23 protein-coding genes are annotated in these 25,110 nt (G+C 67.0%); 10 read left to right on the forward strand and 13 right to left on the reverse strand.

The genetic code is table 11. The features are described 5' to 3' along the window. Positions 1-11 precede the first annotated feature (11 nt). On the forward strand, positions 12-3,113 hold the full coding sequence (locus D571_RS0108425; protein WP_018936243.1) for an efflux RND transporter permease subunit: 3,102 nt from the start codon (positions 12-14) through the stop codon (positions 3,111-3,113). A 115-nt stretch (positions 3,114-3,228) separates the two neighbouring features. Continuing rightward, positions 3,229-4,320: a hypothetical protein gene (locus D571_RS0108430; RefSeq protein ID WP_018936244.1), complete on the forward strand. Its 1,092-nt coding sequence runs from the start codon at positions 3,229-3,231 to the stop codon at positions 4,318-4,320. A 22-nt stretch (positions 4,321-4,342) separates the two neighbouring features. Here the strand turns inward: D571_RS0108430 and D571_RS0108435 are convergent, their stop codons facing one another. The 4 genes from D571_RS0108435 to D571_RS13660 all read right to left on the reverse strand — a co-directional run bounded on the left by D571_RS0108435 (position 4,343) and on the right by D571_RS13660 (position 8,855). After that, complete coding sequence (locus D571_RS0108435; protein WP_018936245.1) at positions 4,343-4,876, reverse strand: macro domain-containing protein; 534 nt, start codon at positions 4,874-4,876, stop codon at positions 4,343-4,345. A 123-nt stretch (positions 4,877-4,999) separates the two neighbouring features. Continuing rightward, positions 5,000-5,947 carry a nitroreductase family protein gene (locus D571_RS0108440; RefSeq protein ID WP_018936246.1) on the reverse strand — a complete coding sequence of 316 codons (948 nt, stop codon included), beginning with the start codon at positions 5,945-5,947 and terminating at the stop codon, positions 5,000-5,002. 4 nt (positions 5,948-5,951) lie between these two features. Beyond that, positions 5,952-7,091, reverse strand: a complete 1,140-nt coding sequence (locus tag D571_RS0108445) for a glycerate kinase (RefSeq protein ID WP_038046951.1) — start codon at positions 7,089-7,091, stop codon at positions 5,952-5,954. 72 nt (positions 7,092-7,163) lie between these two features. Then, positions 7,164-8,855 (reverse strand): diguanylate cyclase, encoded by a 1,692-nt coding sequence (locus D571_RS13660; protein ID WP_018936248.1) that lies wholly within the window; start codon positions 8,853-8,855, stop codon positions 7,164-7,166. A 183-nt stretch (positions 8,856-9,038) separates the two neighbouring features. Between D571_RS13660 and D571_RS14445 the strand changes: the two genes are divergently transcribed. Next, entirely contained in the window at positions 9,039-9,191 is a 153-nt protein-coding gene (locus D571_RS14445; RefSeq protein ID WP_018936249.1) for a hypothetical protein, read from the forward strand. A gap of 51 nt (positions 9,192-9,242) precedes the next feature. Beyond that, positions 9,243-10,007: an SDR family NAD(P)-dependent oxidoreductase gene (locus D571_RS0108460; protein WP_018936250.1), complete on the forward strand. Its 765-nt coding sequence runs from the start codon at positions 9,243-9,245 to the stop codon at positions 10,005-10,007. 9 nt (positions 10,008-10,016) lie between these two features. Here the strand turns inward: D571_RS0108460 and D571_RS0108465 are convergent, their stop codons facing one another. The 5 genes from D571_RS0108465 to D571_RS14620 form a co-directional block, all read right to left on the reverse strand. Continuing rightward, positions 10,017-10,349 (reverse strand): DUF3634 family protein, encoded by a 333-nt coding sequence (locus D571_RS0108465; RefSeq protein WP_018936251.1) that lies wholly within the window; start codon positions 10,347-10,349, stop codon positions 10,017-10,019. A gap of 110 nt (positions 10,350-10,459) precedes the next feature. Next, the gene (locus D571_RS0108470; RefSeq protein WP_018936252.1) at positions 10,460-11,293 is read right to left on the reverse strand and encodes an NYN domain-containing protein; all 834 of its coding nucleotides are present in this window, start codon (positions 11,291-11,293) and stop codon (positions 10,460-10,462) included. A 145-nt stretch (positions 11,294-11,438) separates the two neighbouring features. Further along, a complete protein-coding gene (locus tag D571_RS0108475; RefSeq protein WP_018936253.1) occupies positions 11,439-11,972 on the reverse strand; it encodes a hypothetical protein in 534 nt (177 codons plus the stop codon). Between the two features lie 131 nt (positions 11,973-12,103). Next, a complete protein-coding gene (locus D571_RS0108480) occupies positions 12,104-13,945 on the reverse strand; it encodes a bifunctional diguanylate cyclase/phosphodiesterase (protein ID WP_083916882.1) in 1,842 nt (613 codons plus the stop codon). A 190-nt stretch (positions 13,946-14,135) separates the two neighbouring features. Then, complete coding sequence (locus D571_RS14620; RefSeq protein ID WP_369773858.1) at positions 14,136-14,495, reverse strand: YlcI/YnfO family protein; 360 nt, start codon at positions 14,493-14,495, stop codon at positions 14,136-14,138. 362 nt (positions 14,496-14,857) lie between these two features. Between D571_RS14620 and D571_RS0108490 the strand changes: the two genes are divergently transcribed. From D571_RS0108490 to D571_RS0108500, 3 genes are all read left to right on the forward strand, one after another. After that, positions 14,858-15,226 carry a nucleotide pyrophosphohydrolase gene (locus D571_RS0108490; protein WP_018936256.1) on the forward strand — a complete coding sequence of 123 codons (369 nt, stop codon included), beginning with the start codon at positions 14,858-14,860 and terminating at the stop codon, positions 15,224-15,226. 17 nt (positions 15,227-15,243) lie between these two features. Next, the gene (locus D571_RS0108495) at positions 15,244-17,652 is read left to right on the forward strand and encodes a DNA/RNA helicase domain-containing protein (RefSeq protein ID WP_018936257.1); all 2,409 of its coding nucleotides are present in this window, start codon (positions 15,244-15,246) and stop codon (positions 17,650-17,652) included. 70 nt (positions 17,653-17,722) lie between these two features. Continuing rightward, positions 17,723-18,301 (forward strand): Spy/CpxP family protein refolding chaperone, encoded by a 579-nt coding sequence (locus tag D571_RS0108500; RefSeq protein ID WP_018936258.1) that lies wholly within the window; start codon positions 17,723-17,725, stop codon positions 18,299-18,301. A 139-nt stretch (positions 18,302-18,440) separates the two neighbouring features. On the opposite strand, the gene D571_RS0108505 is transcribed toward D571_RS0108500, so the two are convergent. Both D571_RS0108505 and D571_RS0108510 read right to left on the reverse strand, forming a co-directional pair. Beyond that, the gene (locus D571_RS0108505) at positions 18,441-19,346 is read right to left on the reverse strand and encodes a YgcG family protein (protein ID WP_018936259.1); all 906 of its coding nucleotides are present in this window, start codon (positions 19,344-19,346) and stop codon (positions 18,441-18,443) included. 111 nt (positions 19,347-19,457) lie between these two features. Then, the gene (locus D571_RS0108510) at positions 19,458-21,335 is read right to left on the reverse strand and encodes a diguanylate cyclase (protein WP_018936260.1); all 1,878 of its coding nucleotides are present in this window, start codon (positions 21,333-21,335) and stop codon (positions 19,458-19,460) included. 166 nt (positions 21,336-21,501) lie between these two features. Between D571_RS0108510 and D571_RS0108515 the strand changes: the two genes are divergently transcribed. Then, a complete protein-coding gene (locus tag D571_RS0108515) occupies positions 21,502-22,260 on the forward strand; it encodes a hypothetical protein (RefSeq protein ID WP_018936261.1) in 759 nt (252 codons plus the stop codon). Positions 22,261-22,271: 11 nt separating this feature from the next. Here D571_RS0108515 and D571_RS0108520 read toward each other — a convergent pair whose 3' ends face one another. Beyond that, complete coding sequence (locus D571_RS0108520; protein WP_018936262.1) at positions 22,272-23,216, reverse strand: LysR family transcriptional regulator; 945 nt, start codon at positions 23,214-23,216, stop codon at positions 22,272-22,274. A gap of 354 nt (positions 23,217-23,570) precedes the next feature. Between D571_RS0108520 and D571_RS0108525 the strand changes: the two genes are divergently transcribed. Both D571_RS0108525 and D571_RS0108530 read left to right on the forward strand, forming a co-directional pair. Then, positions 23,571-23,813: a type II toxin-antitoxin system Phd/YefM family antitoxin gene (locus tag D571_RS0108525; protein ID WP_018936263.1), complete on the forward strand. Its 243-nt coding sequence runs from the start codon at positions 23,571-23,573 to the stop codon at positions 23,811-23,813. Beyond that, entirely contained in the window at positions 23,813-24,235 is a 423-nt protein-coding gene (locus D571_RS0108530; RefSeq protein ID WP_019571070.1) for a type II toxin-antitoxin system VapC family toxin, read from the forward strand. The genes D571_RS0108525 and D571_RS0108530 overlap by 1 nt, the downstream gene beginning before the upstream one ends. 29 nt (positions 24,236-24,264) lie before the next feature. On the opposite strand, the gene D571_RS0108535 is transcribed toward D571_RS0108530, so the two are convergent. Further along, positions 24,265-25,110, reverse strand: coding sequence for a hypothetical protein (locus tag D571_RS0108535; protein WP_018936265.1), 846 nt, complete (start codon positions 25,108-25,110; stop codon positions 24,265-24,267).

Genomic DNA, 25,110 nt, shown 5'->3' on the forward strand with positions numbered 1-25,110 from the left:
GGGCCGCGACCATGCGTTTCACCGACGTCTTCATTCAGAAACCGGTGCTGGCCACGGTGGTCAGCCTGTTCATCCTGCTGTTCGGCATCCGCGCGGTGGTGGACCTGAACGTCCGCCAGTTCCCCGAGGTGCAGAACGCGGTGGTGACCGTCAGCACCTCGTATATCGGCGCGGAAGCCGATCTGGTCGAGGGCTTCATCACCACCCCGATGGAGCGCGAGGTCGCCGAGGCCGAGGGCATCGACTACATCGTCTCCTCCAGCATGGCGGGCACCAGCACGGTACAGGCCCATCTGGAGCTGGACTACGATCCCAACGAGGCGCTGACCCAGATCTCCGCGCAGGTCGACAAGATCCGCTCCGAACTCCCGGCCGAGGCCGAGGACCCGGTGGTGGACCTGTCGGTGGGCGACGACGTCGCCGCGATGTACCTGTCGTTCTATTCCGAACAGCTCGACAACAACCAGATCACCGACTACCTCGTGCGCGAGGTGCAGCCGGAGCTGTCCACCGTCAACGGCGTGCAGCGCGCCGAGATCCTCGGCGGCGAGCCCTTTGCCATGCGGGCCTGGCTGGACGCGGACCGCATGGCCTCGTACGGGGTCAGCGGGCGCGACGTGCGCCAGGCGCTGGAGGGCAACAACGTGCTCTCCGCGGTCGGCCAGACCCGGGGTTCGATGGTCAGCCTCGACCTCACCGCCGACACCGACCTGCAGAGCGTCGAGGAATTCGAGCAGCTGGTGCTGTTCGAGGCCGATGGCGACCTGGTGCGCCTGGCCGACGTGGCCGAGGTGGAACTGGGCTCGGAGACCTACGACTCCTCGGTGCGCTTCAACGGTCAGGCGGCCACCTTCATGGGGATCGAGCTGGCGCCGGACGCCAACGCCCTGGACGTGATCGCCGAGGTGCGCGAGGTCTTCGACGAGCGCGTGGAACCACGGCTGCCGTCGGGGCTGAACGGCGAGATCGTCTACGACTCCACCGACTACATCGAGAGCGCGATCAACGAGGTGCTGATCACCATCGCCCTCGCGCTGCTGATCGTGCTGGTGGTGATCTACCTGTTCCTGGGCTCGCTGCGCAGCGTGATCATCCCCGCGGTGGCGGTGCCGCTGTCGCTGGTCGGCACCTTCATGCTGATGCTGCTGATGGGCTTCTCGCTCAACCTCCTGACCCTGCTCGCGATGGTCCTGGCGATCGGCATCGTGGTGGACGACGCGATCATCATGCTGGAGAACATCTCGCGGCATATCGAGGAGGGGATGTCGCGCATGGAGGCCGCGCTGCAGGGGGCGCGCGAGCTGGCCTGGCCGATCGTGGCGATGTCCACCACGCTGGTCGCGGTGTTCCTGCCGCTGGGCTTCATCGGCGGGCTGACCGGCACGCTGTTCATCGAGTTCGCCTTCACCCTGGCGGCCACCGTGGTGATCTCGGGGATCGTCGCCATCACCCTGTCGCCGATGATGTGCTCGAAGATCCTGCGCCACGGCGACGGCCAGAAGCGCGGGCGCATCGAGACCTGGCTGGACGACCGCTTCGACGGTCTGCGCCGGCGCTACCGGCGGCGCCTGCACGGGGCCCTCAACGACCGCTTCACCATTGCAGTGTTCGGCGCGATCGTGCTGGTCTCGTGCTATTTCCTGTTCGTTACCTCGCAGTCGGAACTGGAGCCGCCCGAGGACCAGGGCTTCGCCTTCTCCATCATGGAGGGCGACCCGCACATGGGCATCGACCACCTCGAACGCAACACGGCCCTGACCGACCGCCTGTTCGACGAGATCCCGGAGATGGACAACATCTTCATCGTCAACGGCTTCGGTGGCGGCCCGGGCATGGCCGGCGCGACCAACCAGGCGCTGGGCGGCTTCGTGCTGAGCCCGTGGGAACAGCGCGAGCGCGATACCGACACGATCCTGGAAGAAGACCTGCAGCCGGCACTGGACCGCATCCCGGGACTGGAGGTGTTCGCGATCCAGCCGCCGCAGCTGCCGACCCCGGGCGACGGTGCCCCGGTCAGCGTGGTGTTCAACTCCACGGCCTCGTTCGAGGAGCTGGAGACCTTCACGGACGAGATCACCGAACGCGCGATGGCCACCGGGCGCTTCATCTTCCTGGATACCGATCTCGACTTCGACAAGCCGCGGGTGGACCTGAAGATCGACCGCGAGCGCGCGGCCCAGCTGGGCATCGACATGACCACGCTGAACGCCGACCTCGCCACGTTCCTCTCCGGGGGCTACACCGGCCGCTTCGCGATGGAGAACCGCAGCTACCGAGTGATCCCCCAGGTGCAGCGCACCGACCGCCTGACCCCGGAGCAGCTGGAGGAGCTGTTCACCCGCACCGCCGACGGCACGCCGGTGCCGCTGTCCAGCATCGTGACCCTGGAGGAAAGCGTCACCCCGCGCGAGCTGAACCGCTTCCAGCAGCTCAACGCCGTGACCCTGCAGGGCGTGCCGGCCCCGGGCGTGACCCTCGGCGAGGCGCTGGAGCTGATCGACGAGATCGCCGCCGAAATACTGCCGCCGGACGTGAACGTGGACTACGCGGGTGAATCCCGCCAGCTGAAGGCCGAGGGCGGCGACCTGGTGGTGACGTTCTTCTTCGCCCTGCTCGTGATCTTCCTGGTGCTGGCCGCGCAGTTCGAGTCGTTCCGCGACCCGCTGATCATCCTGACCACGGTGCCGATGTCCATCGCCGGCGCGCTGATCTTCATCAGCCTGGGCGTGACCTCGCTCAACATCTACACCCAGGTGGGCCTGCTGACGCTGATCGGCCTGATCGCCAAGCACGGCATCCTGATCGTGGAGTTCGCCAACCAGCTGCAGCGCCGGGGGCACCCGCTGCGCGAGGCGATCGAGGAGGCCGCCAGCCTGCGCCTGCGTCCGATCCTGATGACCACCACCGCGACCGTGGTGGCCATGGTGCCGCTGCTGATGTCCACCGGCGCCGGCGCCGGCTCGCGCTTCGCCATGGGCCTGGTGATCGCCGCCGGCATGGCCATCGGCACGCTGTTCACCCTGTTCGTGGTCCCGGCGATCTACACCTACCTCGCCCGCGACCACTACGCCGACCGCCTCGCCGACGGGGAGACGGACCACTCGGCCGCCTGACTGAACGTGCCTGACCTGGCATGGCATGGCGGCAACCATTTGCCGCCATGCGGCTAAAGTTTGCCGCCCGCCAGCCGTTACCTCCGGGAAGCTGTGTACCCGGAGGGCCGCCCCCATGCGCATCGCAGAACACTCCCTGGAACTTTCGAGCCAGCGCGTCGCCTTCGAGGCCACGCACCGCTCGGCACGCCTCACTGCCACCCGCGCCGACGCGACGAACCTGCCAGCACCACCGGCAGCCCCGACGGCAGTCACGGCAACCGGCGAATCCCCCCGGGCCCTGCCATCCTTGTCAGCCCCGGCCGCCACCCCGCACACCGAAGCCCGCTCCACGGTCGGCGCCGCACCCGCGGATGCCGAACTCACCCCGCTGGACAACATGCGCATGGAGTTGCTGCGCCTGATCGTGGAACGCCTGACCGGGCGGGAGATCGAGGTCCTGGATCCGTCCGAGCTGCGCCCGGACCCGGACGAGAATGCCGAGACGGTCGAATTCTCGCCGCCCCCGGCTCACGCACGGGGGCCGGGCTCGGTGGCCCGTGCCGGCATCGCCTGGTCGGTGGAGGAAACCCGGATCGAGGTCGAGCACACGTCCTTCGAGGCCCGGGGCATGGTGCGCACAGCCGACGGCCAGGCGATCGACATCGACCTCTCCGTCAGCATGAGCCGCGAGTTCATGCAGCACACCCGCGTCAGCGCCGGCATGGACGCCGAGCTGCACGATCCGCTGGTCATCAACTTCCATGCACCGGCGGCCGCCCTCACCGACACCCGTTTCGAGTTCGACCTGGATGCCGACGGCCACGAACAGCAGGTGGCCTTTCTCCAGTCCGGCAGCGGGTTCCTGGCCATCGACCGCTCCGGCAGCGGCAAGGTGGACGACGGCTCGGAGCTGTTCGGCCCGCTCACCGGCGACGGCTTTGCCGAGCTGCGCCGCCACGACCACGACGGCAATGGCTGGATCGACGCGGACGATCCGATCTACGACCGCCTGCGCGTGTGGACGCGCGACGAAAAGGGTCGCGACCAGCTACTGGCCCTGGGGGAGGTCGGGGTCGGCGCCATCTACCTGGGCCACGTCAGCACCCCGTTCGACCTGCGGCACAGCGCAGACAACAGCCTGCTCGGCCAGGTCGAGTCCACCGGGCTGTGGATCAACGAAGACGGGGAGACCGGCAGCGTCCAGCAGATCGACCTGACCGCCTGATCGGGGAACCGCGGAGTCCGTATTACTCGGTCAGTTCCTTGAGGATGCGCGCATGGATGTCGCGGTCCTCGTCCTTGCTCAGCACGAAGCGGATGTAGCGCACCGACTCCAGATGCGGGGTCCGGTGCACAACTGTCTCCAGGGCCACCCGCGCCGCATCCTCGATGGGGTAGCCGAACGCCCCGGTGGACAGTGCCGGGAACGCGATGCTGAAGACCCCCGCCTCCTCGGCGCGCGCCAGGGCCTCGCGATAGCACGAAGCCAGCAGGCGACTGGCCGGCTCGTCACGCCCGTACACCGGCCCGAGGCAATGAATCACGTAACGGTTCGGCAGCCGATGCCCGTCCGTCAGCACCGCCTGCCCCGGCTCGATGGGAGCCAGCGCCTGGCATTCACGCTCCAGCTCCGGCCCCGCCGCATGGTGGATGGCCCCGGCCACGCCCCCGCCCGGGCGCAACCAGGCATTGGCCGCGTTCACGATGGCGTCCATGTCGTGCTGCTCGACGATGTTGCCGGTGACGCACTCGATCTTCACTCCCCGGACCACGACCTGCATGGTGGTTCCCCCGTCTTTCCCTGATGTTTTCCACCCGAATCATAGGCCAGCCAGCCGGCCCCGTACACGTCACCCTCCCCGACCTCGCCCCCGAGGGAGGCCAGACCTCTGGCCGATCCGGCGTCAAATCCGGAGCAGCGATTCCACAGGCCGGCGGGGCGTCGCCCGCGGCGTCCCGTCCGGGCGCCCCAGTGCGAACAGCAGCTGCGGATGCCCGCCACCCAGCGGCTCCGCCAGCTCCGCGCGTCGCTCCGGCAGCTGCAGCGGCTGATTCAGATAACGCGCGCAGAACCCGTGGCGCGTGGCCTCCAGCAGCACCCGCTGCAGGCCCTGCCCGGCCGCCAGCGACTGCATCGGACCGTCGATCCCCGTCCCCAGCGCCAGCAGGACCGGGGCCCCGCTCGCCACCCGAGCCTCGGCACGACCCATCCCCCGCGGCGACACCAGCCGGCGCACCGCCCAGCGGGTCAGACCGCCGGTGAAGCGGCCAACCGGCAGCCCGTCACCCGCGGCCGCCGGGCGCATCCAGTGCGCCAGCTCGGCACGCCAGGCCGGGTTGCGCCACTGCTCGCGCGTCGCTTCCCGCACCAGCCGCACGATCTCGCGGCGCGGTTCCGCCTCCGTCACCGGCCGCAGCCAGACGCCCTCCTGGCGCGCGGCGGCGACCAGCGCATCCACCACCTCCGGCGGCACCGGGTCCGGACGGAAGCGTCCGCGCCACGAACGCCGTTGCGGGATCCACTCCTTCAGCGGCGGCAGCGTCTGCAGATCGGCACCTGCATGCGAGGTATTCAGCAGGCGCACGTACGGTCCGGTACCGGCCTGTTCCGGACGCACGTTCAGCCCCTGGCCGTCGGCCGCCGCAGCCACCCGCAGATTCATCACCGCGCAGCCCACGCTGATCACCCGCTCGCGGCCGCCGGGGTCGGAGACCGGCAGGGACCGCTCCGGGTCAATCCAGACCTCGATCCCGTCGCGCGCCACGCGGAACCGCCACGGCTGGCTGTTGTGCGACGACGGGGCCTGCGCGGCAAGCTCCAGCCAGTTCCGGATGACGGGGTCGAGATCCATGAAGTCATGCCTCTTCGATCAGGGAACGGGTGCGCGCCGCGATGGCCTCGGCCGGGCGCGCCATGGCCTCCTCCGGGGTCAGGCTCCCGTCACACAGGGCGCGCACGTCGGCCAGGCCCAGCGCGGCCAGTTCGTCCGCATCGGCGTCCACGGAACCGGCCACCGCCGCTACCGGCACGCCCGGCCCCCCGGCGCGCCGCAGGACCTCGGCCACCACCTTGCCATGCGCGGTCTGGCCATCCAGCCGGCCCTCGCCGGTGATCACCCGGTCCGCCTCGCGCATCGCCGCATCCAGACCGATCAGGTCGGCCACGTACGCCGCCCCCATGCGCGCCGTCCCGCCCAGCACGCAGCCCAGCGCGAAGCCCAGTCCGCCGGCGGCCCCGGCGCCCGGGGCATCCGCCGGCCGCCGCAGCCACCCGGCGGCTTCGATGGCCCCCGCCAGGCGCTGCAGGCAGGCATCCATCGCCGCGACGTCGTCCACCGCCAGGCCCTTCTGCGGCCCGAACACCGCCGCCGCCCCCTGCGGACCGGTCAGCGGGTTGTCCACGTCGCTCAAAAGCGTGATCTCGACTTCGCCCAGGCGCGGATCCAGCTCCGCGAAATCGGCCTGCGCGACGCTGCCCAGTTCCGCCGGGCGTGATACCAGCTCCCGCCCCTCCGCATCCCGGAACCGCACGCCCAGGGCTGCCAGCAGGCCCGCGCCCCCGTCCACCGTGCCACTGCCGCCCAGGCCCACCAGCAGATGCCGTGCCCCCGCATCCAGCGCCGCGCGCATCAGTTCACCCACGCCCCGGGTATCCAGCCGCCAGGGATCGCGCCGACCCGCGGAGATCCGGTCCAGACCGCAGGCCGAGGCGACGTCCAGCACGGCCCGACGACCCTGCGGGTCCAGTCCCCAGCCGGCCTGCAGCGCCGTTCCGTCGGGGCCGGTGACCCGCGCCTGGCGCCATTCCCAGCCCGCCGCCCGGCTTATCCGCCATGCGGTGCCCTCGCCGCCATCGGCCATCGGCAGCGCTTGCACCCGGGCATCCGGCCGCGCCGCAAGAACGCCGCGCACCATCGCCGCGGCGACCTCCTCGGCCGCCAGGCTGCCCTTGAAGCTGTCCGGGCACACTACCACCCGCAGCGGCTCAGTCGGCATCACCACGGGCCCCATCAACCTTCCACATAACGCTCGTTCCGTCCCGGTCTGCACGGGCGCGCAGCCACTCGATCAGCACTCCCGGGAGTCCGCGCCTCCCCGCGCGAACACGACCTGGTTGCGCCCACTCGACTTGGCCTCATACAGGGCATCGTCCGCGCGTTTCAACAGGGTGTTCGCATCGTCTCCGGGACACGCGCCGGCCAGGCCCACACTGATGGTCACCTGCCCCACCACGGCAAAGGAAGCATCCGCTACCCGGGAGCGCAGGCGCTCCGCCATCTGGCAGGCCTCGGCAACATCGGTATTCGGCAGCAGCACCGCGAATTCCTCGCCTCCCCAGCGGGCCAGAACGTCGGTCTCGCGAATCTCACCGACCAGGCGTCCGGCCAGTTCCACGAGGACCTGGTCACCAATGTCGTGGCCGTGCCCGTCGTTCACGCTCTTGAAATAGTCGAGGTCAATGATCAGCAGTGCGACCGCGCTCTCGTGACGATGGTAAAGCGCCAACGCGCGTTCCAGTTCCCGATCAAAACACTGCCGGTTCGCAACGCCCGTCAGCCGGTCGGTCGATGCCTCGCGTTCCAGGATCGCCTCCAGCCGCTTCTGCCGGGTGATATCCAGACCCACCCCGAGCAGGTACGCGTGACCGTGAAGCTCGACCCGCAAGCCATTGAACAGATAAGGAGTCTCGCCATCGACAGTACACAGGCGACTCTCCACCCGTACGCTTTCGCCGGCAAAGACCTGGCGGATACTTTCCTCAATATGATCCCGCTCCTCCACGGGGATGAGTTCCAGCGCATCCAGCCCGTCGAGTTCCTCCCGCATGCGCCCCGTGACCGTTTCCATCTGCTCGTTCCACCGGACGAACCGACCTTGCATGTCGAGCATGTAGAAAACCCCGGGCAGCCCCCGAAGGATCGCCTCGAACAACACCTTCTCGTGCCGGAGCTGATCCTCCAGCTGACTCTGCACGGTGATGTCCTGCACCGTACCGATCATCCGCACCGGCCGGCCTGCGGCGTCGAATTCGGTGCGTCCATGTTCACGGACCGTGCGCTGTGATCCGTCGGGCCGGACAACCCGGTGGAGCACAGCGAAGGGTTCCCCACGCAGAGAGGCCGCGATGGCTGACCGGAACCGGCTTTGATCCTCCGGGTGGACCACCGCCATCAACGTCTCCTGGTCGACGTCCCCTTCCTCGGGAGGCAGGCCGAAGATGCGGTAGACCTCGTCGGACCAGCGCACCCGGCCGGTACGGAAATCGGCCACCCAGCTCCCGACCCCGGCGATATGCTGCGCCTCGGCCAGCTCCTGCTCGCGTTCACGCAGGGTCCGCTCGGCCTGTTTGCGATCGCTGACATCGCGCACGACTGCCTGCAGAAACGCACCCTGTTCCAGATCGATGCGGCTCAGCAGGACCTCGGCGGGAAACTCGGCTCCACCCCCCCAGGTAACGTATCGCCATTCGAAAAAGGCCTGGCCCTCACGCATCGCCGCATTGATGTGCTCGACAAGCACCGCCCGGCTCGGGCGGCCGTCCGGCTGAACAAGCGGCGAGAGTTCGCAGGGATCAAGGGTAACGAAGGTCGCAACGTCCGGGACCCGGAACATCGCCAGCGCGGCTGGGTTGCAGTCCTCAATGCGGTCGCGCTCAAGAAAGATGATCGCGTCGCGCGTCTGCTCGAAGGCCAGCCGGTACTTGCGGTATTGCCGCCGCGCTTCCCGAACCGAGGTTTTCGGGGCCGTTTGCTCTGTCATGTCTGAAAGCCTCCACGCGCCCGTCTGCCCCCGGCCATGCCTTGCAGCAGGGCCGCCACACGCTGCGGCCTGAACTAGGTCCCATACCTAATCTGTAGCAGGATTCACGCGATACCGACACCCCGGCCGTCAGGCGCCCTGCCCGGACAACGAACCTTCGCCTCACCAACGGCTCGAACGTACATGGACATCCCGCTGCTGATCATCGGCCTGCTGCTGCTCGCCACCCTCGCCGCCTTTTTCGCCGGCGTGCTGCCGTATCCCGTCGGCTGGATCATCCTCGGCATCGCATTCCTCGGCCGGCTGCTGCACCTGCGAACCCGTGGCGGAAACTGATACGTTGTTCCCATCGAATTCACCACACGGTTAACGACACGGAGAAGCGACATGAGTGGTCTGGAAGGCAAGGTCATCGCCATCACCGGCGGCGCCGGCGGGATCGGCGAGAGCACGGCGCGCAAGCTGTACGAACAGGGCGCCAGCCTGGTCATCACCGACCGCGAGGCGGGCCCGGTGGAAGAGATCGCCCGCTCGCTCGGCGAGTGCGCGGTCGGTCTGGCAGTCGACGTGACCCGGCGAGAGGACAACGAACGCATGGTCGCCACCGCCATGGATCGCTTCGGCCGCCTCGATGGCGTGTTCCTCAACGCCGGGATCGAGGGCGAGATCGGCCCGTTCGACAGCCGCACCGATGCCGCCTGGGACAAGGTCTTTGCCGTCAACGTGCAGGGCGTGCGCCTTGGCGCGGAAGCGGCCCTGCCGGCACTGCGCCGGGGCAACGGCGGCAGCATCGTCATCACCTCCAGCGTGGCCGGCCTGCGCGGGTTCGGCGGCCTCTCGCCGTACGTATCCAGCAAGCACGCGGTGGTGGGCATGATGAAATGCCTGGCCGCCGAACTCGGGCCGGAGAACATCCGCGTCAACACCCTTAACCCGGGCCCGGTCGCCAACCGCATGATGGAATCCATCGAGGAACAGGCGAACCCCGGCCACGCCGACGAGGTGCACCAGTCCTTCGAGGCGCGCATCCCGCTGGGTCGCTACGTCAACAACGAGGAATGCGCCGGCATGGCCGCTTTCCTGCTGTCCGACGCCGCCTCCGGCTGCACCGGCAACACCTACGTCGTCGACGGCGGCCTCTGCGCGCAGTAATCCTGGGCCCTACCCCGTCGCGCGCATGCCGCCGCCCCCGCCACCCCCCGGTGGCGGGGTCCAGACGTTGCGAAACGCCTGGTGGGTGTTCTTGGGCAGATCGCGCGAGAAGCGCAGCTGAACGCCCCCGTCCGCGCGCACCGCGTGGATCCGCCCGCGCTTGAGGCGGTACTGGCGTGCCACGTCCTCGCATCCGCGCAGGAACGCCCTCGGCGGCTTGCCGCGCCGCACCCGGGCCGTGCCGTCACGCAGCTCCACCGTGAACACCAGCCGTGCGTGCCACAGCATCAGCGCGACCCCCAGGGCCAGCACGGCGAACATGATGAGCAACGTCAGCAGCATAGCGGGTCCCGCGGAGAGGAAAGGGATCGGCGTATTGGTCCGGGCCGGCGCACCTGTCTCGTATTCCAGGGCGCTGCATCACCCCCTGCGCCGACAAAGCAAGGGTGGCTTCATTCAGTGGCTCCCTGATCTTCGGCCCTGGATGATGCCGATTTGTCGGGAGGAGGAAACGCAGAGACGATTCCATCCACATGCTCATTCAGGTCATCGGAGACAGACTGCCACATCGGATCCACGAGAAATTCGATACCCTCTCGGCGGGCCAGTTTCGCTGCCGGAACGAAATCGCTGTCCCCAGTCACCAGCACGATGGTATCCGCCTGTTTTTTCAAAGCCAGGCTGGCGATATCCAGCCCGATGCGCATATCAACGCCCTTCTGTCGAAGCTCAAGGCCAATATGCCTTTCTTCCAGCTCATTCCACGTCGCGAGCACCCTGTTGAGCTGCGCGAGCTCGTCTGCAGAGAGCTGTGGAGGGGCATCGCCCTCGATAACCGTTTCCTCCAGGACCTTCATCCACTTCTGAGTCTTCAGGAGCTTTTTAGTCAGGGCAGGGCTGATCTGCCAATCGGATGTCTTCTGTACTGTCCCCAGCCTCAACGCGAATTTCCGTTTCTTGCGTAGCTGGGAGAACAGCTCACGGCGAAAGGTCGCGGTTTCCGTCTTTCCGTAATCAATGCGCCGATTGGCCAGCGGATGGTGACTTGTGCCGTCGTAAGGCTCTGCATCGTAGAAAAAAAGGCGGTAGACCTGATCCAGCCACACGCCGTCAGCCTCATTCTCATCGGAATGGATCAGTTTCTGGACATGACGTTTGCAGAGATGGCGCGCACTGTCAGCAACCGCTTCCGGGGAATCACAGAACTGCAAACCGACCAGCCTTGGTAGCCGTTTGATGAAGAAGCCACCGTCAATGAGGATTGCGATCCGTCGCACTCGAGTCATGTTCTTGTCCCTCAGAACGAAAAAAGCCTCCGGCTTTCGGCACACGCTCAGGATGGGGGAGCGGGCGTACTCGCAGGAGGCGGATAACCATCATCGTCGACCAACGGTTAGCGGTTGTCAATCTGGCGACGATTCAACCGCTAGTTCAGAAGTTGACGCCCACCTTCACCTGGCCCAGCAGGTTGTCGGCATCGCCGCCGCTGGTGAACTGCTGGCGCACGCCCGCGCCCGCAAACAGGGCACCATGGCGATACTCCACGTCCGCCCCCACCTGGAACGCCCACATGCTGTCGGACGACTCGTCATCCGGGTTGGTCCGGACGTACCCGATCCCGGGGCCGGCGCCATAGGTAAGCCGGCCACTGCCGCCAAACCAGCGTGGATTCATCTCGAAGGTCTGCAGCTTCAGGCCGTCGTTATCGAAGCGGTTGTAATTGAACTGCTGGCGGATGTTGCCCGCCGGCGGCGAGAACCACGGACAGTTCATCGAAAACTGCGCGCCCACGGCCGTGTCCGAGCCCACCCCGGAGACATCCACATCCATGGGCCCGGCGGTCGCCGCCAGGGTGAAGTCCGGAGACCACTCCGGGTCCTGATAGGGGCTGGTCGTCCATTCTCCGGCCTGCGCCGTGCCCACCAGTCCCGCGCACAGCACTGCCGTGGTGAAAGCCGTCTTCATGTCCTCTCCTCGCCTGTGAATGCCGCGGGGCCGCATATGCACCCCGTTTCGCGGGCGGGATTATGGCGAAGGCGTGACATGAGCGCCACGACCGGCACCTGCGTCGCGGCCCTCGCGCGTCGGGCAACGACTCAGCTGGAGAGGCCCCCGATGCGCCGGCCCGTGGCGGTTAGCAGGCTTTCGACCTCTGCCGCCGGCATGGGCCGGAAGAAGTGGAAGCCCTGTACCAGATCGATTTGCATCTCGCGCACCAGGTCCAGGTGTTCGCGAGTCTCCACGCCCTCGGCCACCACCTCGAGCCCCAGCCGGTGGCCGATGAACACCGCGGCCTCCATGATCGCCCGATCCTCGGGCCAGCGCGGCGCGTCGCTCACGAAGCTCTGATCGATCTTGAGGGAGGTCACGGGAAAGTGCTTGAGGTAACTCAGCGAGGAGTAACCGGTACCGAAGTCGTCGATGCCGATGTGGAACCCCCGGTGGCGAAGGTCCCGAAGTGCCGCCAGGGTCTCCTCGTCGGAATCGATCAGCACGTTCTCGGTCAGCTCAATGCCGATGTCCTCGGGGTTCAGCCCATGGCGTTCCACACTGGCCCGGAAGCGCGGAAGGAGATCGGCCTTGCGCATCTGGCGACCGGAGAAGTTGATGTCGATGCGCTGGAGCCCCAGACCGGCATCCCGCCAGGCCGCGCGCTGTCGGCAGGCCTCCTCGATCACCCAGTCACCGATGCGGTGGATCAGGTCCGAGCGTTCGGCCAGGGGGATGAACTCGCTGGGCGACATGGACGAGCCGTCCGCCGGAATCCAGCGCAGCAGGGCCTCGAGATTGGGGATCCGACCGGTGCTGGCCGACACCTGGGGCTGGTAGTACAGGACGAACTCGCCTTCCTCCAGTCCCCGCTCCAGACGGTCCATCAACCGGTGCCGATGGATCATCTCGTCGTGGAGCTGCTGGCTGAAATAGACGACGCGCGCCTCCTCGTCGAGCTTGGCACGGCCCTTGGCCAGATCGGCGTTGCGGATCAGTTCCCTGCCGGTCTCCCCGTTGTCGGGAAAGGTAGCCACCCCGAGACAGGCGGTCAGCCTCATGCTGCGGCCCCCCAGGGGAAACGGAGCCCGCATGGCCTCCTCCACCTTCTGCACCAGCCGCTGAATACTGTCCCGGTCGCGGATGCCGGGGAAAGCCATCACGAACTCATCGCTGGAGATCCGGGCCAGGAGATCGCCGGCGCGGCGATTGCTGCTCAACCGATGCGCCAGCTCGACCAGCAACCGGTCCCCCTGGTTATAGCCCAGGGCCTCGTTGACCTCGGAAAAGTGATCAATGTCGAGGTAAACCAGCACCAGGCTGGTACCCTGGCGGCGACACTCCGCCAACGCCCCATCCAGATCTTCCTCGAAGCCATGCCGGTTCAGGAGGTGGGTCAGCCGGTCGAAACGAGTGGCAAAGTCGAGCTGTCGATAGGCGCGTTTCTGCTCGGAGAGATCCACGTCCACACAGAACATCACGGGGTCGTCCGTGTGCTCGTTGAGCATGACGTGATGCGAATAAACCGCCACCGGATCACCGTTGCGGTGCCGCAGCTCCAGTTCCCCGGACGGGATCCCACGGTCGTGCTCGAGCCAGGCGCGGTGGGCCTCATCCGTCCATTCCCGCATCTCCGGCGGGATGATCAGGTCCTGCAACGGGCGACCGTGGGCCTCCTCCGGCGTGTAACCGTACAGGCGGGTACTGGCATCGTTCCAGTAGATGACCCGCCAGTCACGGTCGTACCCCTGGATCGCGACCATCGGCAGGCTTTCCAGCAGGGCACGAAATTGCCGCTCGCTCTCCCGATATTGGGTACGGACAAGATCAGCGTCACGGGACCCGGCCGAAGGGCGTTTCGGTGGGGCGACGCGCTCGGCCAGTCGACTGATCAGGCGGTGCAGTCGCTGCCTCAGACGCCGCGTCACACTGGGGGCTCCGCCATTCATTCGCTCTCCTGCAGATGCCTGCGCCACCGGGCACTGTTCCCTCCGCGCCGCAGGAACGTCCCTCTCAGTCGCATCCAATAGATTGCCTGGACACGGATTCCGCCGGCACGCCCTCCTCCAGTTATAGCAAAGGCTGAAACGCACCCCCATTCCCGGACTTGGCAAGGGGACAAGCTCGGCCGCCGTGCAGTCATTCTGCACACCCCGATCTCGCTCCGCTCGCTCGCACATTGACACGTGTCACGTGATGCGAGACGTCCGTGCCATGATCAAGACCCTCGCGGATACGGGGGTGGGAGGCGTCGGGCATGCGGCAGCTCGGTGGAAAGCGCTCCAGTAGCGACACCGCGTCGCCGATGGCGGTTCGCGCATGGGCCGCGGACGCCAGACCGCGCGCCAGGCACTCGGCCCGGGCCTGTCGGCGGTCAATCTCGTGGCGAACGGCATCCTCGATAAAGGCCGACAGCGTTTCTCCCTCGCCAAGGGCCTGCTCCACCTGATGCCGAAAACCATCACTGACCCGCAGGGCCGGTAACGTCGTGTTTTTCATGCCGCGTCTCCAGAAGGACCTTCTCGGACTGCATCGCAAATGGAATACAGCGCCCATCAGTGGACCCGTCCGCGCCGCTCGTCTCCATAGTCCACTGGGCTTACCCTGCAGGGCATGTCCCCGATGCCACGCCGTGGCCTACCCACTGCAGGAGACCAGCCTCCTGGCCGATCAGACGCGTCCAACACCCCATCGCCCAGAGGGCTTGGCTCCCGATTTGATCGACCTGTTAACGGTTGGCTGTACCGTTCGATCGAGATCTGACACGTATCCTGCGGCCTTGACCGGCGTTGTGCCGGTATTTGGGGCTGACCGAGTCCGGTACGATGCCGGCAGGCAAGAACGGAACAGGCGGGGGATCGATGAGTAAGGAGTCACGCACCTCAACGGAGCTGGACGATCTGGCGGGCCGCCTGGAGGCGTTCGTTCGGGAGCGCGACTGGGAGCAGTTTCATTCGCCGAAGAACCTGTCGATGGCGCTTGCGGGCGAGGTGGGAGAGTTGATCGAGCACTTCCAGTGGCTGACGGAGGAACGGTCTCGTGAGCTGTCGGATGCGGAGCGGGAGGCCGTTCAGGCAGAAATCGCGGACGTGCAGATCTATCTGCTGTTGCTGGCGCGGGGGCTGGGAATCGACGTGGTTCAGGCAGCGAACGAAAAGCTGAACGTGAACGAGCAGAAGTATCCGGTCGACAAGGCGCGGGGCAGTGCGCGCAAGTACACGGATCTGTAGCCGAAAGGCAAGTCACGATGCTGATCTATACCGCTGACAAGCGCCATTTCGTCGAGCATGTCCGGCACAACCAGATCGAGGATCGGATCCTCGCCGGGATGCTGGGCGCCGGCAAGGGCAAGCCCTCGCCCAACGAGATCACTTCCTGGCGCAACTCGATGCAGTACATGGAGAACGTGCTCAGCGCATCGGGGATCCCGGATGACGCCGGCGTCGCCATCGAGTACATGATCCCGCAGACCTCCAAGCGGGTGGACTTCATCCTGACCGGACGCAACGACGATGGCCGGGATACGGCGGTGATCGTCGAACTGAAACAGTGGGAGCAGGTCGAGGCGACCGAGAAGGATGCGATCGTGCGTACGTTCGTAGGCGGCAAGGAACGCGAGGTGACGCATCCTTCCTACCAGGCGTGGTCGTATGCGGCGCTGCTGGAGGACTACAACGAGACCGTGCAGACCGACGGTATCGGGCTGCATCCCTGTGCCTATCTCCACAACAGCGTGTCGGGCGCGATTTCCGATGCGCGCTACCACGAGCACCTGGAGCGCGCGCCGGCCTTCCTGAAGGCGGACGCCGAGAAACTCGCCCGTTTTCTCGGCCAGCATGTGCGCAAGGGGGATACCAACGACATCCTCTACCGGGTCGAGCATGGCCGGATTCGCCCCTCGAAGTCGCTCGCGGACCATCTGGCGTCGCTGCTCGAGGGGAACGCCGAGTTCGTGATGGTCGACGACCAGAAACTGGTCTTCGAAAGCGCGCTGGAGCTCTCCGACATGGCCGAGGGACACGGCAAGCAGGTGCTGATCGTGGAGGGCGGGCCGGGAACCGGGAAATCGGTGGTGGCCGTGAACCTGCTTGGAGAGCTGACCCGCCGCGGAAAGGTTGCACAGTATGTGACCCGCAATGCGGCCCCGCGGGAGGTCTATGAGGCGAAATTGACCGGGACGATGAAGAAGAGTCGCATCAGCAACCTGTTCCGTAGCTCCGGTGCATTTCACGAAACCGACACGGACACCTTCGACACCCTGCTGGTGGACGAGGCACACCGCCTGAACGAGAAGTCGGGGCTTTTCCAGAACCTGGGAGAGAGCCAGACCAAGGAGATCATCAACGCGGCGCGCACGGCGGTGTTCTTCCTGGACGAAGATCAGCGGATTCACTGGAAGGACATTGGATCGCGGGAGGAGATCGAGCGCTGGGCACAGGCAGAGGGCGCTACCGTGCACTACGCCGAGCTTCGCTCGCAGTTCCGTTGCGCCGGGTCTGACGGCTACCTGGCCTGGCTGGATCAGGCGCTCCAGATTCGCGAGACGGCAAACGAGGATCTGGATGAACTGGACTATTCGGTCGAGGTCGTCGACTCACCAACCGCCATGCGCGACCGGATCTTCGCGCTGAACGTCCACGCCAACCGTGCGCGGATGCTCGCGGGCTACTGCTGGGACTGGGATAGCAAGAAGGACGCGCAGGTCATGGACATCCGCTTTCCCGAGCACAATTTCGCCATGCAGTGGAACCTCGACAAGGACGGTCACACCTGGATGATCCAGCCGGACTCGGTCCACCAGATCGGCTGTATCCATACCAGTCAGGGGCTGGAGCTGGACTATGTGGGCGTAATCATCGGGCCCGACCTGATCGTGCGGGACGGCAAAGTGATCACGGTGCCGGAAGCACGTTCGAAGAATGACGCCTCCATCAAGGGCTACAAGAAGGCCCTGAAGGAGGATCCCGATGCGGCCCGAACCAAGGCCGACAGAATCATCAAGAACACCTATCGCACGCTGATGAGCCGCGGGATGAAGGGGTGCCTCATCTGGTCGGCGGATGCGGAGACGCGCGCCTATTTCCGCGCGCTGATCGGCCAGCACACGCCCGAGCCACAATCTGCCCCGACGGAGGCTGCACCGGCGGATGTCCTGCCGTTCGAGAAGATGGCGCCGGAGGAGGTCGAGCCATTCGTGAATGCGTTGCCGGTGGTGCCGATCAAGGCGGCGGCGGGCAGTTTCAGTGACCTGCAGACCGTGGACCAGAACCCGGATGCATTCGACTGGGTCATGCCCCCGGACTTCATTACACCCCAACCGGGGATGTTCATCGCCCAGGTGTTCGGCGAGTCAATGAACCGCCGTATCGCGAACGGGGCATGGTGTCTGTTCCGGGCGCCGGGCGGCGGAACGCGCGAAGGCAAGATCGTGCTGGTGCAGCACCGCGACATCAATGACCCGGACACCGGCGCCAGCTTTACCATCAAGCGCTATCACAGCGAGAAGACGGTGGACCCGGACACTGAGTGGCGCCACCAGCGGATCATGCTGAAACCGGATTCCAGCGTCCCCGGCTACGAGCCCATCATCCTGGAAGAGGACAGCGCGTCCGAACTGGTCGTGGTCGGCGAGTACGTCGCCCAACTGGAACATTGAGGGAGCGCCGGAACCACCAGCACGTGGCAGAATCCAACCCCCGGTTTCCGACACCCACAGGGAGAGAGACATGCCGCACCGCACTACCCGCTGGATTTTTGGACTGGCCCTTGTAGCTTGCGCCGGTACGGCTGCGGCCAACCCGTATGCGGATCTGCAGGAACGCGAGATCAAGGCGCTTTCCGCGGACGAAAAGCAGGGCCTGCTCGAGGGTCAGGGCCTGGGCACCGCCCTGCCCGCCGAACTGCATGGCTACCCCGGCCCGATGCACGTGCTGGAGGTCGTCGATCATCTCGATCTCACGTCGGATCAGCGCGCGGAGACCGAACGGCTGTACGAGGAGATGCGGGCGGAGGCGATCGAGCTGGGCGAACGCATCGTGGAACTTGAACGCGAGCTGGATGAAGGGTTTGCCTCCCGGGAGATCACCGAAGACCGGATCGAGGCGCTGTCCGTGGAGATCGGCAAGCTGCGCGGCCAGCTGCGCTCCACGCATCTGGCGTATCACCTGAAGATGGATGCGCTGATGAACGAGGACCAGAAGGCGGCCTATGCACGCGCCCGCGGCTACGAAGGCTCCGACCAGGGGCATCACCACCGCGGGCATCATGGCCATGATCACGGCCACGGGCACCATCACGGCCACTGAGACGACCCGGCACCGGCAGCCATCAGCCGGACGGCCGGTCTCCTACGCGGTGCTGGGCCTCCCTGCCATCCGCTCCAGGTGAGAGGCGAGCCCTCCCGCCGATTCGGCACCCGCGCACCCGGCGCCCGCCGGTTCGGCGTCAGAAGCCGCCTCCTCCGCCGGCGCCTCCGCCGCCTCCGCCACCACCACCGCCGAATCCGCCGCCGAAGCCACCACCGGCCGATCCCGAGCGCGCTCCGGGTGGCGGGGCCGCGGGAGGTGGCATGTACCGATAGACGCCCCAGGCGGCGAGCAGAGCGAGCGCGACCCAGAAAAGCGCTCCCACCACGATCAGGCCCGCCCCGATCTTGCTCAGTGCGGCCCGATTGCGTGGCAGCAATGCTGCCAGCAGCAGACACAGCACACCGGGCACCACGAACCACAGGACGGTACCCAGCGCGAACGGCGTGGTGACCCAGGGGGACACGTGCAGGCGTTCATGCCAGACGCCCACGGCCCGCGGCGGTTCGCCTTCGGGGCCGATGGCGGCCGTGGCGATGAGTTCTTCCAGACCGGCGCGCAGGCCTGTCTCAAAGGCCCCGCGGGCGAATTCCGGGAGGACGCGCACGTCCATGATCTGCTGCAGATGGGGGCTCCAGAGGTCGTCGTTCCAGGCGCGGTCGGCCTGAACCCAGGCCTTGCGATCGTCCCGGCTGACCATCAGCAGCATGTCCCGGCCTTCGGTACGCCGGTCGGGGTGCAGCGCCGGGCGCCAGATGGCGAGCCACAACCGGGTAAAACCTTCGATGCCCAGCGAATCGCGGGCCTCGTAGTGCGCCATGGATTCCACCGTCACCACCGCGATGTGGGTCCCGTGGCGGCGCAGTGCCCGCTCCTGCAAATCCTCCACGGCCTCGCGCCCGGAAGCGCTCAACAACTCGGCACGGTCATCGAGAAAGGGCTGCTGCTCCGGCGGATCGGGGATTTCCACCGCAGACGCCGGTGCCGGCACCACCAGCAACAGGGCGAGGAACAGGAACCCGTGAAGGCATGTACGCAGGCTCATGGCCCCATATCTAATATGGCCATGCCATATGGTGGTGTGATGCAGGTCACCCCCGCTCAATGCACGGCATGCCAAAGGGATCCCGAGCCCGGCGTCAGTCCCGGATTCCGATCATTCGGGGGCCGCACCCGGATGATCGATGACGACGCGGTCGCGGCCTTCGCTCTTGGCCCGATAGAGGGCGTTGTCGGCCTTGCAGATGAGTCCGTCGATGTCCCGCTCGCCGTCGCTGATGGCCACGCCGATGCTGACGGTCACGCGGACGCTCTCGCCCTCGTGCTCGATGGCCATCGCGGCCACGGCCCGACGCAGTCGTTCGGCGATCTCGCGGGCCTCTTCGGCATGGGTCCCGGGTAACAGGACCAGGAATTCCTCGCCGCCAAAGCGCCCGCTTAGGTCCAGCGGCCGCAGGGAATCGCGCAGGGTATCGGCCACTGCATGCAGCACCCGGTCGCCCACCGGATGCCCCCAGGTATCGTTGACCTGTTTGAAGTGGTCCAGATCCAGCATCAGCAACGACACCGGACTGGAATTCCTGGCACGCCGAAGCAGTTCGCGTTCGGCCACCTCCAGGAAGTACCAGCGGTTGGCGATACCGGTGAGCGGATCGGTGGACGCGATCCGCTCCAGCCGCTGGTTGGCCTCCTGCAGCGCGGCGGTACGCTCGGCCACGCGCTGCTCCAGATCCTCTTCCGAGCGCTTGAATTCGGTCAGGTCGCGCTGCACGCCCACGTAGTGCGTCACCCGGTTGTGTGCATCGCATACCGGCGCCAGGCTCAGCTGGATCCACAGGGGTTCGCCGTCGCGGCGGTAGTTGCGCACCAGCGTCTGCACCGGCTCCTCGCGCCGCAACGCCTCGCGGACCTCCTGCACGCCCGGCTGCTCGTTATTGCCGTGCTGCAGGAACCGGCAGTTACGGCCCATGACCTCCTCGCGCGAGTACCCGAACAGCTTTTCGAAGGTGTCGTTCACCCAGATGATCGGGTTATCCCGGCGCCGGGCATCGGTGATGATGACCGCATCATTGATGGCCTTCATGGCCCGTTCGAACAACCTGAGCCGCATGCGCTGGGACTCGATCTCGCGCATGAACAGGCCGACCCCGATCCCGGTGATCGCGGTGACGGCAAGGAATTCCTGCATCGCGAGGATCGCCCCTTCGGGATCCACGCCGTACATCGGCCAGGATACGTGCACCATCCAGACGACAGCGGTGGCCGCCACCAGCGCCACCAGCAGCGCCGCACCGGCCACCCCGAACCGGGCCGCGGCCCACAGCACCGGCGGCAGCAACAGGACCAGGGCCAGCGGATGCCCACCGTCCTCGGCTCGCCCGGTGGTCAGCAGCACTGTGGCCATGGCCGCCAGCAGCACCAGCAGGGCACCCGCCTCCAGCACCCGACCACCGGTCCACCCGCGAAGCAGCTCGCGGTGCTGGCGGATCAGGATGACGAGCAGCGGCGTCAACACCAGCAGGCCCAGCGCATCGCCGAACCACCACATCTGCCAGTGCGCGAGGTAACCGCCCTCCTCGCCCAGCAGCCCGCGGTAGATCCCGGCGCCGAACAGGGCGGCCACTCCGGCCGCCAGCAGCGGCCCGAACAGCAGGAAATAGCCGCCCCGGGCGAGACTGTCGAAATCGAAACGCGGACCGGTGAACCAGCGGATGAGCGACGCGGCGAGGAACACCTCGAACAGGTTCACCATGCCGAAGGAGAGCGCGGCCCACAGCGGGAAGGTCGGGAGGTCGGCGGCGAGCTCCGCCGCCATCACCGCCGGCACCACCCAGGCCCAGCGCCGCACGGGCAGCAACAGCAGGGCCGCCAGCACGACGGCGTTGGGGGGCCAGATGATGGCCTTGCCGTCCGGCGACACCGTCTGCGTAACTCCCAGCCAGGCCCCGGCGAAATAGCCCAGCCCGACCAGCGCCATGATGCCCAGCCCGACCAGCCATTCCGGGGGTTTGCTTGTGCCTCGTTGCTCGTCCATGCAGCAAATACCTGACGGGAGACCTGCGGAAAGGCGCGGAACTATATCACAATTTTCTTATATTGAGCTCAGGCTGGACTGTGCCCGGATGCGGGGCCGGTCAGGATCCATCGACCTATACTCGGACCAGATCCACGGAGATGCGCGATCGCGCAAGGAGACCGGCATGGCCAGGCGTGGTTACGGGCCGGCGGCCCGATGGCAACCGAACGAGCCCTCCCCGAACGCCACCGGAGGGGCTGTCGAGGCCCCCTCGGGCTCCGGCTCCCCGCCGCCGGGCGAAGACAGCCCGGTGGAAGGGCAACTGGAGTTCGTGAAGATCTCGCCGCTCAAGCGGCTGCCGTTTTTCGGCAAAAAGACCAGCAGCGTCGCGGAACTGCGCCAGGCCGGCACGCCGATCGCCCGGCTGCGTCGGCCCTCGGGCGGGCTCGCGGCCTGGTTCGGCAGGCCGGAGCTGCATTTCGCCACCACGCGCATGCGCCTGGCCGACCCGCCGGACGCGGGGTTCTTCCAGCAGCTGCAGCGCAATGTCGGCTTCTTCGGGATGCCGCAGCGCCAGGAGGTCTGGCGTGCCGGCGCGGGTACGGTCACGCAGATCGAGGAGACCAGCACCGACCGCAAGACGCTCAGCGGGCTGTTCAGCTATCGCGACGATCACTACCAGCTCAACGGCGAACGCACCGACCGGCGCGGGCTGTTCAGCTATACCCTGCGCGACAACCGCGACATGGTCGCCACACTTCGGCCCAAGCAGGAAACCGGCCTGACCGGCGGCTGGTTCGTGGAGGTCATCCATCCGCGCCCGGTCGGGGCCATCGCCATTGCCTGCCATATGGCCATGTGGCTGGAACAAAGCACCGGCGACTCGAGCGTCGCCGCCGGAGGGGCCGCCGGAGGCGGTGGTGGCGGTGGCGGCGGCTGCTGACCCCGTGCCGATCAGCCGCGGCGCACGGAGGCCTGGTGGAGTTCGTCGCGGGCGATGCCGACGAAGTCCTGCATGAAGGCGAGGCCTTCGTCCTCGCGGCGGATGGCCAGGCGCAGGGTGCTCCACAGGCCCTCGGGGCCCATGCGCAGACGCGCGATGGCGGATCGTCCGGAGCCGCGCGCGCCACTGGCCGCGCCCTGCATCTGCGCCTCCAGTTCCGGCAGGGCCCATTCCGGCAGCGAGGCCACGCCCCGCCCGCTGGCGACCAGCTGCAGCAGCATGGCGGTCACCTCGGTCGTGCGCCGGGGCAGCGAGATGCCCGCCGGGTGCAGGAAATGCCGGCAGATATCCAGGCGCTCCTCCTCCACCGGGTAGGTGATCAGGGTTTCGCCCTCGAGGTCGGCGGGCTCCACGTAGCTCGCCCCCTCCAGACGATGGCCGCGCGGCACGATCAGCAGGTTCTCGTACTCCAGCAGGTCCAGCGCGATCAGCTCCGGGTCTTCCACCGGATCCGGTGACACTGCCGCGTCGACCTCGCGTTCGCGCAGGGCATTCAGGGCATCGAAGCCATGGCTCAGACTCAGGTCCAGCTCCACCTCGGGCCAGTGTTCGCGGAAGGCCGCCAGCGACGGCATCAGCCACTGGAAGCAGCTGTGGCATTCCAGCGCGAGGTACAGCCGCCCGCCGCGGCCGTCGCGGATGCGGGCGATGTCACGCTCGGCCGCGGCCACCTCCGGCAGCACGCGCTCGGCGGCCTGCACCAGGCGCGTGCCCGCCGGCGACAGCCGCACCGGCGAGCTGCGCCGTTCGAACAGCACCACGTCCATGCGCTCTTCCAGCTGCCGCAGCTGGTGCGACAGCGCCGACTGGGTGACGCACAGCGACTCGGCCGCCGCCGTCACACTGCCCAGCCGCACGATCTCGTGCAGTGCCCGCAAATGCCGGATCTCCAGCATGTCGCCCTCCTTCATGAGTCCGATTCACATACTACGTGACAAAAACTTGTTTTACTCATGCGTGGACAGGGTGGAAACTAGCCCTCGTGCTCACCCGCCGTGGCGCCTTCATCGGGGCACCGGGGCGGCGAGCCTGCCACGCGACTGACATGCTGCTGTATCTGCGTGACATCTCCGTTGGACCGGCACGTTGGGGTGGTGTCCCGACACGCCGCGGGAAGGGAGTCCCCCGCCGCATCGACGCCTTTTCTTGGCTGGGTGTCGATGCGGCTTTTTTGTGCGCGCTATTCCCCCGGCACACACGGAGGGTCGGGCGTCTATAATGTGACCATCAAGATAGTCAGGAAGCACGAAATGTCGGATTCCACCATCAACCTCGCCGACGCCAAGGCTCGCCTCAGCGAGCTGGCCGAGCGCGCGGCCTCGGGCGAAAACATCATCATCACCAGGCGGGGCAAGGCGGTGGTGAGACTGAGCCGTGCAACTCCGGCCAGGCAACCGATCGATGCCCGCGCCTTGCGCGCGTTGACCGACGCCCAGAGCAGCTGCTCGGAACAGGATCTTGTACGCTCCCTGCGCGACGACGCGCGCTATTGATGCGCTATCTGGATACGAGCTTGCTGGTGGCCGCACTGACCCGCGAGCCGCGCACAGGCGACATGCAGACCTGGCTCGCGGCGCAGCCGGTCGAAACGCTGCATATCAGTGACTGGACGGTGACCGAGTTCTCGGCGGCCCTGTCGATGAAGGTTCGCAGACAGATTCTGACGACCGGGGAGCGGGCAACGGTGCTCGCGGCCTTTGCCGGCCTGCGCGAAGCCTCGCTGAGCAGCCTGTCCGTCGCGGCGGCCGACTACGCCATTGCGGCACATTTCGCCGACCAACACGACTCCGGGTTACGCGCAGGTGATGCCCTGCATCTCGCCATCGCATACAACCATGGCCTCGAACTCTGCTCCCTCGACAAAGTTCTGGTGGCCGCCGCCGAGCCCCTCGGCGTCAACGCCCGGTTGCTCTGAAAACACACCCCTTGCGCAATCCGGCGTCTCTATTCGGGGGCGGGCCGGCCGGTGAGGCGGCGGTAGAGGGCAAAGCCGGCGTCGCGGTCGGCGCTGCGCAGGATGGCGGACCGGCCAGGGGTCGAGGGATCGGGCTTCAGGTCGACGCCGGTATCTTCGGCGGCGCGGAAATCGGCGTCGGTCAGTTCGACCTCGCCGAAGACCGAGATGATGTAGCCGCCGGGGATCGGCGGCGGTGGCGTGAACGGTTCGCCGTCCGCCAACGAGACCCAGGCGGGGATGAACTGCGGGCCGTAGAAGTCGAAGAAGCCGTTGGAGCCGCGCAGATGGGCCTCGATCGGCCGCCCGCCGATCAGCTCGATGTTGCAGATGCCGCTGTAACCGGCCAGGTTGCGCCGCACCCAGTCGGCGATCCACGGCTCCACCTCGGGCACGGCGGCGCCCACCTCCCAGTAGATCGGGCGCGCGGCGTCCTTTTCGTTCGAGCCGCGGGTGTGGGCGAACCAGCGCACCTCGCCGTCCTCCACCAGGCAGTCGGTGCTGGTGTGGGCACCCTCCAGACGCTGGCACCAGAAGCTGCCGGGCTCGGCCGGCACCTCGCCGGCGGGAAGGGCACGCGCATCCAGCCCCATGCCCGCCAGGTTGGTGATCGGCTTCACGAACACCGTGTCCTCCGCCGCCAGGCCCAGATCCGTGGGCGCGACCCCGCAGGGGGCGGCCATCAGACCCGCATCCAGGGCCAGGCGCAGCTTGTCGTACACGTGACGATGCCCGGGGTTCAGACGCCAGGCGGCGGCATCGGACACCGCCACCTCGCGGCGCGGCTCGGGCCGGAAGATGTGCCGACGCTCGGGGAGGACGCCAACGAACGGCAA

This window comes from Thioalkalivibrio sp. ALJ24, assembly GCF_000377785.1.
Lineage (GTDB): Bacteria > Pseudomonadota > Gammaproteobacteria > Ectothiorhodospirales > Ectothiorhodospiraceae > Thioalkalivibrio.